The sequence below is a fragment of the Paenibacillus glacialis genome, assembly GCF_001637205.1.
GTDB lineage: Bacteria > Bacillota > Bacilli > Paenibacillales > Paenibacillaceae > Paenibacillus_AQ > Paenibacillus_AQ glacialis.
Window position 1 is genome coordinate 32,408 of the sequence record NZ_LVJH01000035.1, and the last position, 18,349, is coordinate 50,756.

The window sequence follows — 18,349 nt, forward strand, 5'->3', positions numbered from 1 at the left end:
CAATTTGTTAAAACATAAACTCAATCGGCTGATCCACTGTATTTTTTAACACATTGTATGTTTGAAGTTGAATCTCTTTGATCTGCACGTCTACGTTGGCGGTAATAGATTGCAGAATGAACATCCAATCATTACTCATTCGCTGAACAGTTTCCTTCTTGAATAGCGACGTAACATATTCCAGCGTACAATAGAGGGAATCTTCCAGTTCTACTACATCCAATGAGAGATCAAACAACGAAATAGCAAAGGGAAGCGGATAGTAACTCACGGTAACCTCTGAAAGTTTTTTTGCCTGGTTTTCCGTATTATGCAGTGCAAATAACGTATCAAAGATTGGATTTCTACTTAAATCCCTCTTCAGACCCAACTGCTCCACCAAAATATCAAACGGATAATCTTGATGCTCGTAAGCTGCAAGCGTTGTCTGCTTCATTTCTTGCAGAAAACTAGATACGGTTTGCGATCCTGAAAGTGATGATCTAATAACCAACGTATTGACGAACATACCGACAATCGGCTCTAAGTCCGCATGAGATCTTCCTGCAATGAGAGAGCCCACTCGAATATCATCTTGTCCGGTATATTTATGGAGTAGAATCTGGTATGCAGACATTAACACCATATACAACGTAGTTCCAGTTTGAATAGATAAGTGTCTGAGTCTATCCGTGAGATCTTTTCCAACGCTGAACGCAATCCTATCGCCAGAGAAGCTTTGAACGGTTGATCGCGGATAATCAGTCGGTACATGTAACGTAACTAATTCTCCTGCCATTGCAGTCAGCCAATAATTTTCATGAACCTTGAAGGCCTCGCTGTCGAAATACTTCTGCTCCCAAACCGCATAGTCTTTATATTGAATGTTCAGCTGAGGTAAATCTTTCTTCGCATAAATCTCGCCGAGCTCTTGATAAATGATTTCAATAGAAATCCCGTCAGAAATAATATGATTCATGTCTAACAGCAACAAGTGACGCTCTTCTGATATAGCGATGAGTTCTATTCGAAAAAGAGGGGCTTGTCCCAAATTGAACGGTTCAATAAAAGCTTGAACCCTTGCCTCTAGCTGCTCTTCCGTCGACTGGCTAAGACGGACTTGGAAATCTACCGCAGAATGAACTCGTTGTGAGAGCACTCCATTTACCATTTCGAATGATGTACGCAATGTCTCATGTCGTTCTATTAATGTGACAAACGCTCTTTCCAAACGCCCTAGCCCCAACCTACCCTCAAGTAACATTGCATGTGGCATATTGTAGATGAGCTCTGACCCCGGCATTTGCTGTAATACATAAAGACGCTTTTGTGCTGAGGAAAGGGGGTAATACTCACTGGGATCGGCCTTTAGGATGGTTGCAAAAGGGTTACCCTTGAGGCCTTCAATCACTGTAACCAGCTTTTCTATCGTAGGTGATAAGAAAATGTCTCGAAGCGGTACATGAACATTTAGTTCCTTATGTATGCGCGAAGTCATGGCGGTTGCTCTTAGTGAATGCCCGCCAATCTCGAAGAAATTGTCACGGATGCCTACACGTTCCAAGCGCAATACATCCTGCCAGATCACGGCAAGCTTATGTTCTAATTCGCTCACAGGTGCCACGTAGAACAGGTTGCCATCTTCTCGATCTGGTGCAGGTAGTGCCTTCCTGTCTACTTTACCGTTCGGCGTCAAAGGCATCTGATCCATTTGTACAAAGTACGACGGGATCATGAAGTGAGGCAAACTCTTCGCCAAAGTTTCCCTCATAACTGGAATGGCAAGCTCTTCACCTGCCACCACATACGCGCATAAATAACGCTCTCCCAGCTGATCTTCCCGTATGATGGCTACCGCTTCCCGCACATCTGCGATCTGTAATAGCCTCGATTCGACTTCGCCCAGTTCAACGCGGTAACCGCGCAATTGCACCTGGTTGTCGATCCGGCCCAAATATTCGATATTGCCGTCCGGCATCCACCGTACCAAGTCACCTGTCCGGTACAATTTCTCGCCTGGCACAAACGGATTCGCTATGAATTTCTCCGCACTTAGCTCTGGTTTCCGGTAGTATCCCCGCGCTACGCCAGCGCCCCCGATGACCAATTCCCCTGGCACGCCAATGGGCTGCAGTTGCACACGGCTATTGACGACATACATTTGCATGTTCGGCATCGGTTTGCCAATCGGGACATACCCCGCGCTTGGCAGCTTGTCCAGTGATTCCTCATAATAGCTCGTGTCTATACTCGCTTCGGTCACGCCATATACGTTCAGAATCCGAGTATGCTCACCGAACCGCCGTTGAAGCTTGTCATATTCTTCAACGGAGCAGCTATCCGAACTGACAATAACAACCTGCAATTCATGCAGATTGATCCCTTGCTCCTGCACATATTCGAATAGCGGCGTAATCAGCGCCGGCGTCGACTCAAAGATCGTGATGCCCCGTTCTTGTAGGAGCTTCACCAGTCCCGGGATATCAGCCCGCACGTCCTCTGGACATAGGACGCATTGTCCGCCACTCACGAATGTACGCGCCAGATCCCCCGAGAACACGTCGAAGGAAAAGCTCGCCATTTGCAGCAATCTCACCGGAAATTGATCTAAGTGATAGACCTTTTTATAAGCCATAGCTACGTTAACGAAGCTCCGATGCTCGATCATGACACCTTTGGGATTACCGGTCGTCCCAGATGTATAGATTACATAGGCCAAATCCTCTGGCCCGCCCACAAGTCCTACATTGTCTGAGTTCTCCGTCTCCACACACGCATCCTCAAAATAAAGCACGTCCCCGCTGAACCCAGTCGCTTCGACTTGCTCTTCCGCATGGCCGCCTGTGAGCAGCTCTGTGATTTGACCTTGCAGTTCGCGTTGTGTCAGTAGCACTTGCGCATGGCTATCGCGCAACAGATAAGAGATTCGCCCCAATGGATAGGTAGGATCAATCGGAAGATAGGCCCCGCCAGCTTTCATAACAGCCAATACCCCAACGACGGTATCCACGGACCGACGTGCCATAATTCCTACAATCGTCTCGCGTTTCACGCCTTTGGCTTGTAACAGATGAGCTAATCGATTGGCTTGCGCATTCAAACCCGCATAAGAACACTCATCTTCGCCAACGACAAGCGCAACTTGATCAGGCGTCTGCGTTACTTGTTGTTCAAACATTTCTACGAATGTCTGACTTTCCGTCTCCCCATCTATGGAGGGTTCGTTAAACCCAGATAGGATTTGTTCTCGTTCAGCTTCAGATAACAGCTCGATATCTCCTATTACGGCGTCCGGCTCATGAATCAACCTCCATAACATGTGTACATAGTACTGAATCCATCGTTCAATCGTTTCCCTATTAAATAAGGCTGTACAATAATCAACATTTAGTTTTATACTTCCTTTTTCTTCAATAACACTAAAAGTCAGATCAAATTTAGAAGCACAATAACCGAATTTATACGGTTTAACATTGATATTTGATAACTCCAACTTATTTTCTAAATTCAGAGATTCAAACATCGTATCGAAGATCGGGTTACGACTTAAATCTCTACGAATATTAAGCTTCTCGATCAATTCCTCAAAAGGATATTGTTGATGCTCATAAGCCGATAGTGCCGTATGCTTAACTTCTTGCAAAAAGTCAGAAAAACGTTTGTTCTCCGAAGGAAACATTCGTAGCGCTAACGTATTAACGAACATCCCCATGATGTTCTCAAGCTCAGCTTGAGGTCTTCCGGCGATGGGAGAACCCACTATAAATTCTTCTTTACCGGTTAACTTATGCAAGAAACTTGCGTACGCCGCTAGCAGCACCATATACAATGTTGTTCCTGTCGTGCCAGCTAATTGATAGAGCTGTTCAGATAGATCCTTATCTAACGCAATTTGAATGTCGTCGCCATTGAAGTTTTGCAGAGCTGGTCTGGCGCCGTCCATAGGAAGCTCCAGAACCGGAAGCTCTCCTGCCATCGTTGCTAACCAGTATTTTTCATCCTTTTTATATGCGTCCGTCTGGAAAAAGTCCTGCTGCCATAGACTATAATCCTTATACTGAAGATCTAGCGGCTGCAATGTTTTCCCCGCATAAAGATCACTTAATTCTCGTAAAAGAATGCTTACCGACATTCCGTCTGAAATGATATGGTGCATATCGAATAACATCAGATGAGTATCTTCTCCGATGTTGATCACGTCCACACGCATCAGTGGTGCTTGGCTCAGATCAAAGGCACGAATAAAATCTTCCATACTTGCCTTCGCTTCCGCTTCCGATGCTTCCCGATAACCAATACGAAAAACGCTGGATGGATGAATTCGCTGAACAGGAACGCCATCGACCAATTCAAACGAAGACCGCAATGCTTCATGCTTTTCAATGAGACGAGCAAAAGCGAGTTCCAGCCTTCCGAGCTCTAACTCCCCTTCAAGCAATAACACTGCCGGCATGTTATATGCTTTCTCAGCGCCTTCCAACTGATGAAGAATAAATAGCCGTTTCTGCGAAGAAGATAGCGGATAATAGTTGCTTTCTTTCGCTTTGACAATGGGAATGAATTGATTATTGTCCTGCTCTTGAATGACCTTTGCCAATTGTTCAATTGTAGGATGATCAAAAATATCTCTTAGGGTGATTTTGACACTCATTTGCTTATGTACCTGTGACATCAGGGACATGGCTTTTAACGAATGACCGCCAAGTTCAAAGAAGTTGTCCCTGATCCCTAATTTAGCGACGTCAAGCAACTTGTGCCAGATTTGGCATAGCGCTTCTTCCGTCAGATTGTTTGGCGGTATATAGGCGGTGTCGTTAAGAACCATTCCTACTGGTTGGGTCAACGCGTTCTTGTTTACCTTTCCGTTTAACGTAATTGGAAGCTTATCCATCCTGACGAAATGAGAAGGTATCATGTATTCCGGCAAGGAATCCGCAAGATCTTGGCGCAGCTCTCTAAAACTAATCTCAGCTTCCAGCACAATGTAAGCTGTTAAATAGTGAACATCGTTCCTCTCTATCCAAGCTTTCACCGAAGCTTCGTTAACGAGCGGATGCCGTAGTAGCTGAGATTCAATCTCACCGAGTTCGACCCGGTGTCCCCTGATTTTTACTTGATCATCTTTTCTGCCCAAATATTCAATGTTACCGTCTGGCATCCAGCGTGCCAGATCTCCCGTGTTATACATCTTTTCCCCTGAACGATAAGGATTGGGAACAAATTTCTCAGCTGTCAACGCGGGATTATTCACGTATCCTCGACCTACGTTATCCCCAGCGATATGTAATTCTCCTGCTACTCCTTGGGGCACTAATTGACCACGTGCATCGAGTATATAAATGTAAGTGTTGGATATCGGTTTGCCGATCGATGGCAAATCTGGAATCGGGTTCGACGGGTTAATCGTATAGGTTGTCACGACGTGAGTTTCCGAAGGGCCGTAATGATTATGCAGCAGTATATTTTGCGTTCGGAGCACCTTTTTTAACTCGTCGCTAACGACAAGCTGCTCTCCAGCCGTAATGATATGTCTAACGCAAGTTGGGAAATGTGTTGTGAATTCCTTGTCCAGAAAAACAAATTTTAGAAAGGATACGGGTAAATACAGCACCTCGATTTGATTGCTAGAAATGACCGTAAGTAGTCTGTTGACATCTGTTTGCGTATCATTGTCAATGAGATGTAGCTTCCCACCAGACAGTAAAGTTGAAAATACCTCTTGATAACAAACGTCAAAGCTCAAGGTCGTATACTGTAACACGCCAGCACTAAAGTCGATGTTAGTTTCGTTAAATTGGAAATACAGCAGGTTTACCAAGTTCCGGTGCTCCAGCATCACACCCTTTGGCCTGCCTGTCGTACCCGAGGTGTAGATGATGTAGAGCAAATCATCCGATTTGTTTACATGGTCTAAGGGGGCGATGCTCTCTTCCCCTATTGATTCGGTGTCTACGTGTAGGATGGAGGTTCCTTCCAAGACTAAATCCATCAGATGGCTTTGTGTGATCAGAACCGCAGCTTGACATTCCTCCAGAATAAGCTTTGCCCTTTCATCTGGATATTTAGGATCGATCGGTACAAAAGCAGCCCCAGCTTTCAACACGCCAAGAATACTAATAATCATTTCTAAAGAACGTTCTAGCTTTATTGCTACGATACTACCGGAGCTAACCCCACGTTTACGCAACGCCCGGGCCATCTGGTTCGCCTTCTCATTTAATTCACGGTAGGTCAACTGCTTATGTTCGAAAGTAATCGCTACATGTTCGGGCGTTTGATCCGCTTGTTCCTCAAACAGTTGGTGAATCGTTTTATCCTGTGGGTACTCAGCTTTCGTCTCGTTGAAAGCAAGTAGCTGCCGTTCCTCCGCCTTCGTTAACATCCTTAGATCGCTTACGAGAGCATCTGGGTTTTGGACGATTTCTTGCAAGAGCACGTGGAAATGTTCTGCCATTTTCTCCATAGTTGCGCGTTCAAACAAATCTTGATTGTATTCAAAATGCAACGAAAGCCCATCATACAGAAATATCTTTAAACAAATATCATAATTTGTCTTTCCGTTTGCGGTGAAGGAGTGAATTTGAAGTTTGTTGCCTTCTGTATTAAATATGTGCTCAAAAGGAATATTTTCAAGAACGACAATCGAATCAAACCATTCATTATTTATTAAGCCGCATGCTGCTTTTATTTCAGCAAGAGACGTGTAGCGATAGTTTTCTCGGGTCGTAATAGCCTCAGATATTTGATTGATGAGAGCAATAACACTTGTGTTATCCGTTGATCTCACCCTTGTAGGCAACGTATTAATGAACAAGCCTGCGACTTGTTCCATCTCTCTCATATGATGCGGCCTAATGGACTCTACCGAGCCAAACACGACATCTTCAACACCTGTATAGCGTTGTAACATAATACCCCAGACAGTATAGAGAAGGGGTGCTAACGTGAGGTTAGATGTTTTCGCTAACGTTTCAGCAGCGCGATATACCGTTTCTGGAATATTGAAAGTAAAGCGGTCCACTTGAAAATCGTCTGATCGATTGTTCAGATTTGTCTTCAGCCGAGTAGGCTCAAATGTAGACAAATATTGATTCCAAAAGGTTAACGGTTCATCTTTGTCTTGGATCTGTAACCATTTAATGAATTCCTTGTATTTTCCTTTTCTCGGTTTTAGGTATTCTTTATCTTCGTCTTTATCTTCGATTAAGCCATTATAGGTATCTTGGAACTCTTTGAGCAGAATACCCAGACTCCATCCATCAAACAAAATATGATGGTTGGACAAAACCATTTCCATTTCATGATCCGATAATACGCAAATCAGAATACGATAAGGCTCTAACTCCAAATCCAGTTTGCGTGCCCGATCTGTTTCTTTCATGATTTGTAACTGTGTAAGCTGATCTTCTGGGGAATAATTGGATAAATCTATTGTAAAAATAGGCGGACAAAATTGCCTCAGGACCATCTGAATGGGTCGATCTATCGTATTCCACTTGAAAATCGTTCGAAGCATTTCATTGTTTGCAACGACATGACCCCAGGATTGCTTTATTTTATCTAGATCGATCGTACCGGAAATACGAAAGCTAGATTGTTCAAAATACATACCCGTTTCTGGATTTTTGATATAGTGAAACAGCATTCCCGCTTGCATGGGGCTCAAGTTAATAAGATCTTCGACGTTCTCTTTCGTAACCACTTGCTTGCTGCTCATATTCTCGCTCCTGTAATTAAGCATGAACAATTATGTCTCCTTCATTGACAGTTTGCGCACAATGTTTTTGCATAATTTCCTTAATGATGTTCATCCCTTGCAGCAAAAGTTCGATCTCAATATTTAAAGGCGGCATGATTTTGATTACCGTGTCTCCTCTTCCCGCCCTTTCGATAATGATTCCTTTCTCATAACAATCCGTTACCACTTTCTTCGATATCTCTTTATCCGCAAGATTAGAGACATCAATTCCCCAGATCATCCCAATACCGCGGATCTTTATATTTGAATCAAGAGATGCAATCTCTTTGTTCAAAAAGTTGTCGATGAAGTCGGCTTTCTGCTTTACCGCTTGTTCCAAATTTATTTGTTTTCGATACTCTAATGCAGCCGTGCCGCCGATGAAGGCCAACTGGTTACCACGGAATGTGCCATTGTGTTCCCCAGGATTCCAAATATCGAGCTCAGGTTTCATGAGAACGAGCGACATCGGTAACCCATAACCGCTAATCGATTTAGAAAGAATGACAAGATCAGGGACAATTCCTGCACGTTCAAATGAAAAAAATGTTCCCGTGCGCCCGCATCCAGCTTGAATATCGTCACATATCAATAAAATATCATGTCGTTTGCACAAATCGCTCAGCTGGCGCATCCATTCAATCGGAGCGACGATAACGCCGCCTTCCGCCTGAACCGTCTCAAATATGATGGCTGCTGGTTTATCTACTCCACTGTTTTCATCAGACAGAACCGTTTCCATATATTGAATGGTATCGAACGTATCCATGAATCCATGGGGGTAAGGCATGAACGTAACATGAGAAAGAGGAATTCCCGCACCTGCCCTGTTGTGCAGGTTGCCAGTCAAAGCCAAGCTGCCAAGTGACATGCCGTGAAATCCGCCCATAAACGAAAATATGCCTGTACGCCCCGTTACCTTTCTCGCTAGCTTTATGCCAGCCTCTACCGCATTTGTACCCGTAGGACCACAAAATTGCATTTTGTATGGATAGTCGTTAGGAGCAAGAACTTCTCGTTGAAAGATTTCAATAAACATGCGTTTCGCTGTCGTAAACATATCCAATCCGTGAATGACGCCGTCATTTTCCAGGTAGTCTATCATCTTTCTCTTCATATATGTGTTGTTATGCCCATAATTCAGAGCGCCTGCACCCGCAAAAAAATCAATATACCGTTTCCCGTTTTCCGCAACCATCTTACAATCTTTAGCACTAACATAAACATCAGAAAAAGTTCTGCAATAAGATCGTACATTAGATTCCCATTGTTCGAATACATCCATGATTAACACCCTCACTCGTTGAGATTATTTGAGAAAATTAATTGGTTAGCCCGCGATATTCCAACCTTACAACGTTCAACTTTCTGCAGCTTCCCGAATTCCATTTTGACGAGTTGATCCGCTACATCGTAATAGGCATCATCATGGGTAATTGCAATAATACACTTGCCTTCTTTTTTTAATTCAGGTAACAAAACCTCATAGAAATATTGTCGAAACTCCGGATCCTGATCCGCTGCCCATTCGTCGTATAGACAAAACGGTTTACCTTCCAAATAACTAACAAGAAAAGCAAGTCGTTTTCTTTGTCCAGTAGACAGTTTAACCGTACTGAAGGCACCATCCTTAACCTCAACCTTATCTTCGATTCTGAGTAGCTTTAAGTAATGCGCAACCAGTGGACTTTTCTGCTTCATGTCAACTCCATAAATTCTCTTAAACAAGTAGAAATCGCTAAATATGGTGGAAAAATATTCGCCCAATTGCATCGATTCAACGAGGTTCCCATTGATCCGAATCTCACCTTTGGTTGGCGAATACAGGCCCGTAATTAGCTTTGCCAACGTAGACTTACCACTTCCGTTCCCACCCGTGATGAATGAAATTTCACTTGGATTAAAGCGAAGATTAATCGGGCCTACCATGAACGATTCACCGTTATCGCTCGTATAATTGAAATGAACATCTATTAATTCTAAGCTCGTTTGATTAGGCTGGGCGCCTGTCGTTAGCTTCGCAGAATCCGTCTGAGAAATTTGCAAAGATCCGAGATCACTCATAAATTGGTTGATCCGCTGCCAACTAATTTTCATTTGCATCATATTAGGCACTGCACTCGACAACACGGTTATAGGCCCAATCATGAATAAAAATAAATACACAAAACTTTGCATCGTGCTTATATCCAAGCTCTTAAACAGATACGGGAATAGAAAGACAACCGCACCGATAATGATAATGAAGCTAATCTCACTTAAGATGGTGACATAAGCAAATTTAACTTCTCCGACGATTCTCTGCTCCATGTAATCGTTGCAGCTTGCTTCGATATCTCCGCGAAACTGTTTGCTTTTCTTCTTATTAATAGATAGCTCCTTTGAGCCCCCTACCATGTCTTGAATATAATCGAGAAACGTATTTTGGAGATCTCTAACTTTCTCCCAGATGGCGTCCAGCTTTCCAGATTGTTGTTGATATACCAACACGATAAGTACAAGTACACATAATAGCAGCAACAGTGCGTAGAGGTTTAGCACGCCTAGATACACGAAACAACCGATTAGCGTTATCGAACTCGTCAATACGGTAATTAGTGTATTCGCAAATTCACTTATGATCTCCATTTCATTGTTTAGACTCGAATAGATCCGCCCGCTCTCAATCTTCTCCAACTTGTTATAAGGTGAACGAAGAAAGATGTCTATCATCGTCATGCGCTTCGTGTATATGAGCTCATTAGCAATCGATATTAATTTTTTTCTGACTAAAACTTGAGAAATAATGTAAAAAGTTAGCGCTAGCGTGAAATACAGAAACATTTTGCTTAACTCCGCACGACTACCTGATATAGCGATGTTAATACAGAATATGATTAACGTATTGCTTGCACCGCCTAAAATGCTTAGCGTTCCTAAATAAAACCATGACTTTTCGTTTTGCTGAGGAAAATAAGCGATCAATAACGAGTACACATAGAAGATCACCATAGATGCATATAAGGTAATAGCGGCAGGTATTAGACTTGGAGGGCCCCATTCCGTCAGTTGCGACCATGATGGATGATGTCCAAGTAGATAAGGGATTCTATACATACCGAATCCCAAACCCGTCATAAAAATGACTGACAGCAGGAAGCTCGCTATACCTCGTCGTCCTATGCTCCGATAGGATCTCTTTTTGTTGATGATTTGAGTAAGGACCTTCGACATATACACTAAGGTTGCAAGACCAAAGCTCCCCGTAAGACTCATGACTATAATTGCAATATCATCCAAGCTCATCAGCTACTACTCCTTCATGTTTACAACGAAAATAAATGCTCAATATCTTCCTGTGAAATATCTGCGGAATCAAAATCTGAGGGCGTATATTCAACATGGTTCAGGCTCAAGCAATGCTCCATAATCTGGATGAGGTAGTGGGCAAACAATTCTGCAAGCTTTGTCACCGTATCTTCAGCAAAGCGACTATGATTGGAGGTGAAGATAACCCGAAGTGTTCGCTCTTCGACAATTGGCGTCATATCGATCAAGTCTGTCATCGGATTAAGCTCGCTTACCTCCCGATATCTCCCCTCCTTACCTAGTGAGACCCACGGAGTTGAGAGCATGTTATCCCAGTTTCTTATACGTTGAAGACAAATATCATATCGCTTTGAGAGAGTCATAGAAGAAGATGAGAACGCACAACGCAATTGCTCCTTGCCTGCTTTAAGCCGATTGGACATAGACTCAGTAGGATTATGAAGCCGTACTGGGTAGTAACTAGTAAAGTGGCCTACCGTTCTAGAGACGTCCAACTGCCCTACCTGATCTTTTCTGCCATCCATCTCGAGCGCTATGCTCATTTTGTTTACATCGAACATGTCGTTAACAGCGAAAGCGATGGACATAGCCAGCAATTCTTCCGGTTCTGTGTTGTAACCTTCATTTGCCTTTGACAACAACCACTCTGTATGCAGCGCAGAAATGTTTTTGACTATGCTACAACCCGTCATAGATTCCGGATACTCTTGTTGTTGCTCTTGCTCTGGATCGCAGTTAGTTCCTCCATCCTTCATTGGGAGCTCATTCCGCTTTAATGCCCATTCCTTATAAGAATTCGTCTTCGGCGTCAAGGCGATGGGCATTCCCAGATGGATGCTTTCTAGTCGATTAGCAAAATCTTCGATGATAATTTCCCACGAAGTTTTATCGATAATGAGACCATGTGCTGCTAACAGCAACCGTTTCCCTTGGATGCCCAAGTCGAAAATACACCCTGTGAATAAGGGAGAGCCGTTCAATTGAATCATGGAATGAATACGTTTGGTATGTAATTCGATTTGTTCCTCCAGATCGTCTACATGCACATTCGAGAGGTCTATGACTTCCGGTTTCAGCTCATCATTTATATAGCGATCATCATAGTTGAATCTATTTCGTTCGACGTCCATGACTAGTCGTAGGGAGTCATGATGCCGTACCAATTCGGTTAAGATCTGACCTATTTCATACGTAAGCACATTGTCCTTCAAATCTAAACCAATAGATTCCACAGCGAGATGTGAATTTGCTAAGGCGTAAGATAGAAATTGCGCAGCAGATGACGTTAGTGGAACGTCTCCATGGAAATAACCTTGATGATTGTGAGTTTCGTTAACCACCATCACTTCTGACATATTCAATAGAATTGGATTGGACAGCATCTCTGCGACTTTTATCGCGTATCCGCAGTCTTGGATCTGATAGGCCATTTGGATCGCTTTAATGGAATCTCCACCTAAAGCATAGAAGTTATCGTAGCGTCCAGCTGTTTCCGAGCGTAATATTTTGCTCCAAATACCTGCTAATATGATTTCCTTTTCGGTTTCTGGGGGAGCGAAAGCATCAGATGATACCCTATTGAGATTAGGTTCTGGCAATTCATTTCGATTTAATTTGCCGTTCTGAGAAAGGGGCAAACTTTCTAATTGCACGAAGTAAGAAGGAACCATATAGTCAGGCAATATACGTGACAGATGCGCTCGCAACTCATTCATTTCGATCGTAATGGCAGCTACATAATAACCGCATAAATATTTGTTCAAATCATTCCCAGATCTAGCAAGCACCACTGCTTCTATGACGCTCGGGAATCTCCGAATCTGGGCTTCTATCTCCCCTATCTCGATCCGATAACCCCGAATTTTGACTTGATCGTCGCTGCGTCCTAGGATTTCCACAATACCGTTTGCTTTGCGTCGACCAAGGTCTCCGGTCTTGTACATACGTTGACCCGATATAAACGGATTTGGGATGAAAGAAGCTTGAGTCAATTCAGGCTGATTAAGGTATCCCCTTCCTACATTGGCCCCGCTAATACAGATTTCCCCAACCTCATCTATACCCATAAGCTGCATTTTTTTGTTCATGATATACAGACTGGAATTCTGCAGTGGAGTCCCAATCGGCAGGATATTATACTGATCTAACGATTCTCTCGATACAGAGTAAGAGGAGACATCGACGCAACACTCCGTAGGACCATATATATTCGTGATTTGTGTTTGTTCCATTTGAAAATGCGCATAAAACGCGCGAATTACATCTGATGAGAGTGGTTCTCCTCCAATAATGAAATGTTTAACATTGATTTGCTGTCCAAGTGTACATTCATCATTAATCAACAATTTGATATGCGCGGGCGTCCCATCTGAAACATCAATTTTATTTTGGTTATAGAACGCTAACAATTGCCTGCCATCCACACGCACTTCCTCTGGTACGATATGTAAATGATATCCCCCAAGCAGGGCTGCAAACATCTGTTGCACCGAAGCATCAAAGACAAATGGAGCGAGTAGCGCAACTTGCAAAGGTTGATCGTCATTGTGGTAAATCGTGTCCAGCAAAGAATAAACCAGGTTAATGACATTTCGATTTTCTATCATTACACCTTTGGGATAGCCCGTTGTGCCTGATGTGTAAATCACATAGGCCAGATATTCCGGGTTTACGATAATAGCTGGATTATCAACGAATTCCTCTTTAAGCAAAGCTTCTTTCACAACGAACCATTTGCCGGAATATCCAGTTAGTTCAACATTCTCATTCGTTGTAATAATCATTTCTAGTGCACTATCTTGAACGATGTAATTGATGCGCTCTTTCGGATAGCTAGTTGATATGGGTACATAAGCGCAGCCTGCTTTGAGCACACCGAGAATCGCGATCATCATTTCAAGGGAAGGCTCAGATAAGATACCTATCCGTTGCTCAGGCTTCATTCCTCGTTGAAGAAGTCCCCACGCCACTTGATTCGCTTTCTCGTTCAGCACTTGGTAGCTTAGCATTTGTTGACCGAACGATACGGCCGTACGTTCAGGTGTCTTGTTTACTTGTTCTTCAAACAATTGACCTAAGGATTTAGATATGGGGTAATTCGAGGCTGTTTGATTCATGTCAAAAATTAACGTTCTTTTCTCTTCCTCATCCACCAGACTAAGATCAGAGATCGTTAATGATTCGTTCAACATCATGATATCCATCAGAAACAGCAACCGATTATGCATGAAATTGACTTCTTCATCTGTAAATAGATCCGTCTTATAGTCGTACTCAAATAAAAAGCTTCCGTCCATGGACCATTCCTTAATAATAAACTGAAGCGACTCCGATAGTTTTCCACTGTTATATTCTACGAGTTCTAATGGAATTCCATTGATCGCTCGTGGAGGATGCGTTCCCATGTAGTTGACGATCACCTCAAACAATGAATCGATTCCTTTTTTCTTGAGTTGTAGATCCTGATGTAAGAAGTTGTATGGATATTTTTGATGCGCATAGCAGCTCATCAATTCTTTCTGAACACTTTGCAATACGGATACAATGGTTTGTTGCTCGTCGATGTGGATTCTAAGAGGCATGGTGCTTGTAAACATACCGAACATATTTTTTTCTTTATAGCCGGAACGGTTTAGGACGGGGGTGTTAATGACCAGATCGTTTTGCTGAACTAATTTATTCAAAAAAAGCAACATGGCACCCACAAAAAAGGTGTTTATTGAAACCTTATTCTGGTTTGTATATTGTTTAATACGCTCTGTTTGTTCGAGACTGAGCTTAAACTTTTGCCGCTTGCTAATCATGAGATCCGAACGTATTGGAAATGGTTCTGGCAATGGGTTGAATTTATCGAGCCAGAATTGTTTGCTTTTCTCAAATCGCTTCGAATCGAGATACGCCTGCTCTTTTTCAATATAATCAAAAAAAGAAAACTCCACTTCCTCATCTACTTGTTCCCCGGCCGCGAGCCTCGTATATATATCTACGATTTGATCAACGATGATTTGAGTCATTGATTTTCCATCCATAATCATATGGTGAAAACGATAGATAAATCCCGTTTTAACATCCGAAATTCGAAACATAGTCATGTTATACAGAGGCGAATGTTCCAGCTGGAACGGCGTGGCCATATCCTTCTTAACCCATGCATCGAAAGCCTCGTCAGGCTGGGCCTGCTTGCTGAAATCGATGAAGTCTACGGGCATTTGTTGCTGGGTTACGTATTGATAAGCTTCATTGTTGCTTTGCCCGATCTGCGTACGTATACCTGGATGCTTTTTAATCATAATTTGAATGCTTTGCTTCAAAGTTATAAAATCCATGCAACCTTTGAAATGCATCCCAATACCAACAGTATGCATATTCGAGTTAGGGTAGATGTTTTCCATGTACCAAATTCTCTTCTGTGCATTGGTCAACGGCCATTTCGTCATGATTCCCCCCCCCCCTTTCTATGAAGACATCGTGTAATTCAAGCAAAAATGTTTGATCCCTTCCGCAAGAAGCTCCAATGCAGCTTCAGTCGTCTCTATCGGGTAAACGGTTGGGATTCTTATATATGAGCCTTTTCCGCCTTGATAATTACTTATGGTTGTAATCGCGAGACTGTAGTTGACCAACATAAAATCTGCAAATAAATCGATATCGTCCACAGGCATTTCCACATAAAACTGCGTTCCGCCCCGAGGAATAACATACTTAATATCTTTAAAAGACGAGAGCCTCGTTTCAACGTATTTTTTTCGTTTCGCTATCGTTTCGACTAAATTCTGATTACCGTGTTCGAGTAAAATCTGGGCCTGTTTTTGCGCGATTCCGCATATTGCTACGCATTCCTGCTCAAAAAAACCGGCCATTCTTTGTATATTTTCCCGATCCGATATAACCCAGCCAATGCGCAAGCCAGGAGATCCATAGTTTTTGGACATCGAATTTACGGTATACACATTTCTCCAAACGGGGGTTACGGACAACGGTGTGAACGAGCGCGCGCCGTCAAAAGTAAGACTGTCGTAAATCATGTCTGCGACGAGGTTAATACCTCGGCGTTGGACCATTTCAACAAGATGGTTCAAAGTATGCTGTGAAAGAATGTCTCCCGTTGGGTTATGGGGTGTATTGATATAAAGCAAGCGAACGTCTGGGTTTGTACATTCTAATTTGAGCTTCTCAATATCAAGCTCACCTTGATGAGAGGTGAAATACTTAATTGTATATCCATAACTTATCAAAATCGTAGCAATGCTTCCTAGAATAGGCACCTGACAAAGGGCAATAGCACCTGGTCTGTACAAGGAGCGGAAAATCAACGAAAGTCCGTGCAGGGCTCCATTGGTGACAAGGATCTGGTCTTGCTCCAGCTGCATCCCATACATCCCTTTTTCCCGGTTACGAATGGCATCTATTAAAAAAGGATAACCTTCACAAGGAGCATATTCACTCACAAGTGGGAGTTCAAATTGTGATATAGTCGGTTGGATCTCCCATTGGGGTACATTTTCTACCCATACATTCCATGGCCGTTCCGGCTGGAGGCTGACGTATTTCAACCGTTGTTGGAGCAATGTAAAAGGACTGTTAGAAGTTGTAATCCGTTGCATCTGGTTACTTCCCCCTTTGCAACAAATAGCCGATCGTCAAATCAGTGGAGTCGACATGATGGTTAACTCTTTCTTTCGCTTGCACGGTGAGATTAAGACTTGCAAAAAGCTTATCCCAGTACTTCTCCGTTTCCAGACGTTGACGCGTAAAATAATGTAGAAGATAGTAAGGGTTATAATAGGATTTCGCCAATCCGTGATTCATAATTTCCAGGTCATCGATTTGATTATCTACCTCAATGACAATGATATTGATATCCGGGAAGCGATCTGTAATCTGTGTCAAAAATCGAATGACGCCCTCTTCGCCATCTTGTCCGAGAATTTCATGCAGGACAAAGCCCAATACAATAAAATCAGGCTTATAGTCAAAATCGCTTTGAAAAAATTCGATTGCCGGACTGCAAGTCAATTGAATTCGATTCTGAAGGCCGTGTGCCTCCACCAGCTTCACTGCCTCCGCATACCCCCCTTCGCTCGGTTCTACTCCCCAAGCTTGGATGTCAGGATAATGTTTACAAAATTCAACCAAATAAAGACCGTTTCCGCAACCCAGATCCAAGAGTCGATTACATTCACCTGGAATGTGAGACATGAGGCTTTGAGTCAAAGGAATCGCATCGTAATGGCTGATTCCGCAACTTCCCACCCCTACCTTCATCGAATCACGAGTAGCCCATCCGGAGTTTTCCTTCAGCTTAGAACCTATTTGAAGGAACGTTTCCGCATAACCGCCAATCATCATGATATACCAGCCCCGGAAATCTCCAAGTTCAATCCCTTTCGGACTTAATTGGAATTCGTCGTTCTCCTCTATCAATACATGTTCGTTCTTTAAATATTTTAGAAATCCTTGTAATTTCTCTTCATCCAATGCCAGCCTATTAGCGAGCTGGTGGACAGAAGATGGGCCATCCTCGACGAAAACATTAAATAACCCCGTATCAAAGAGATGATAAATACAAACAGCCAAGGTAAAATAGCGGATTGGCTGAATAGATTCGATCAATTGTACTTCCATTGTAGGCATTACCATTACCAATCCTCTCCCATTAATAAGTATACTTGTTGATTTATTATAATTTTTGTATGTTTTCGTAATGTTATTAAAGTGTAAATGTACAATTAAGTATTTCCTTTTAAGTGATATATTGTAATTAGAGTCAAGCTAGACAATGCCAAGCTTAATTTCGACAAAAACAGAGAAGGGAAGCCATATTTAACTGGCTTCCCTTACAGGTAACACCCAAGTATCAAAGAGGCAATAAGACCTTAGATATCTGATGGAATTGAAACAATAGGAGATATCGCTGCCATATGCCATGATCTTCATTTTAGTCGTACTTCCAAAAACTCAGACTGGCACAACCCTCTCTAAGCCAACAAATCCGCCATCTTTTTCATCGACAGCATTCGGTTAGTGTGGACGCTTTGCTTGAAACACAACACGCTAACTCTTCCCGTAACTTGTCCCCTTACCACTTCTTACAGTAGCAAATGACAACAATACTTTCGTTCTACCATAATGTTGAGCGTATAAACCGCCTAATTCAAAAATAGCTGAGACATGAAATCGATTTAACCTCGGAACCTCTTTCCATTGATTCCAAACAAGGAGTCATTATTTGTAAAGACACAAATCTCCCCAACCCATATTAATTACTCATATTCAGATATCATTTGTTTTAATCCTTCATTTGCGATGACGTCATAGAGGCTG

At 42.7% G+C, this 18,349-nt stretch carries 6 protein-coding genes; all 6 read right to left on the bottom strand.

Features of this window, described 5'->3' with window-relative positions; all coding sequences use genetic code 11:
* Positions 1–7: 7 nt before the first annotated feature.
* The 6 genes from PGLA_RS18015 to PGLA_RS18040 are packed head-to-tail and all read right to left on the bottom strand — an operon-like array spanning position 8 to position 17,650.
* Entirely contained in the window at positions 8–7,696 is a 7,689-nt protein-coding gene (locus tag PGLA_RS18015; RefSeq protein WP_161487946.1) for an amino acid adenylation domain-containing protein, read from the bottom strand.
* Between the two features lie 16 nt (positions 7,697–7,712).
* The gene (ectB, locus tag PGLA_RS18020) at positions 7,713–9,002 is read right to left on the bottom strand and encodes a diaminobutyrate--2-oxoglutarate transaminase (protein ID WP_068535533.1); all 1,290 of its coding nucleotides are present in this window, start codon (positions 9,000–9,002) and stop codon (positions 7,713–7,715) included.
* Positions 9,003–9,013: 11 nt separating this feature from the next.
* Positions 9,014–11,002 (bottom strand): cyclic peptide export ABC transporter, encoded by a 1,989-nt coding sequence (locus tag PGLA_RS18025; RefSeq protein ID WP_068535537.1) that lies wholly within the window; start codon positions 11,000–11,002, stop codon positions 9,014–9,016.
* A 20-nt stretch (positions 11,003–11,022) separates the two neighbouring features.
* On the bottom strand, positions 11,023–15,462 hold the full coding sequence (locus PGLA_RS18030; protein ID WP_068535539.1) for a non-ribosomal peptide synthetase: 4,440 nt from the start codon (positions 15,460–15,462) through the stop codon (positions 11,023–11,025).
* Positions 15,463–15,480: 18 nt separating this feature from the next.
* Complete coding sequence (locus PGLA_RS18035; RefSeq protein WP_068535541.1) at positions 15,481–16,629, bottom strand: beta-methylarginine biosynthesis bifunctional aminotransferase; 1,149 nt, start codon at positions 16,627–16,629, stop codon at positions 15,481–15,483.
* 4 nt (positions 16,630–16,633) lie between these two features.
* Positions 16,634–17,650 carry a 2-ketoarginine methyltransferase gene (locus PGLA_RS18040; protein WP_068535543.1) on the bottom strand — a complete coding sequence of 339 codons (1,017 nt, stop codon included), beginning with the start codon at positions 17,648–17,650 and terminating at the stop codon, positions 16,634–16,636.
* Positions 17,651–18,349: the final 699 nt, after the last annotated feature.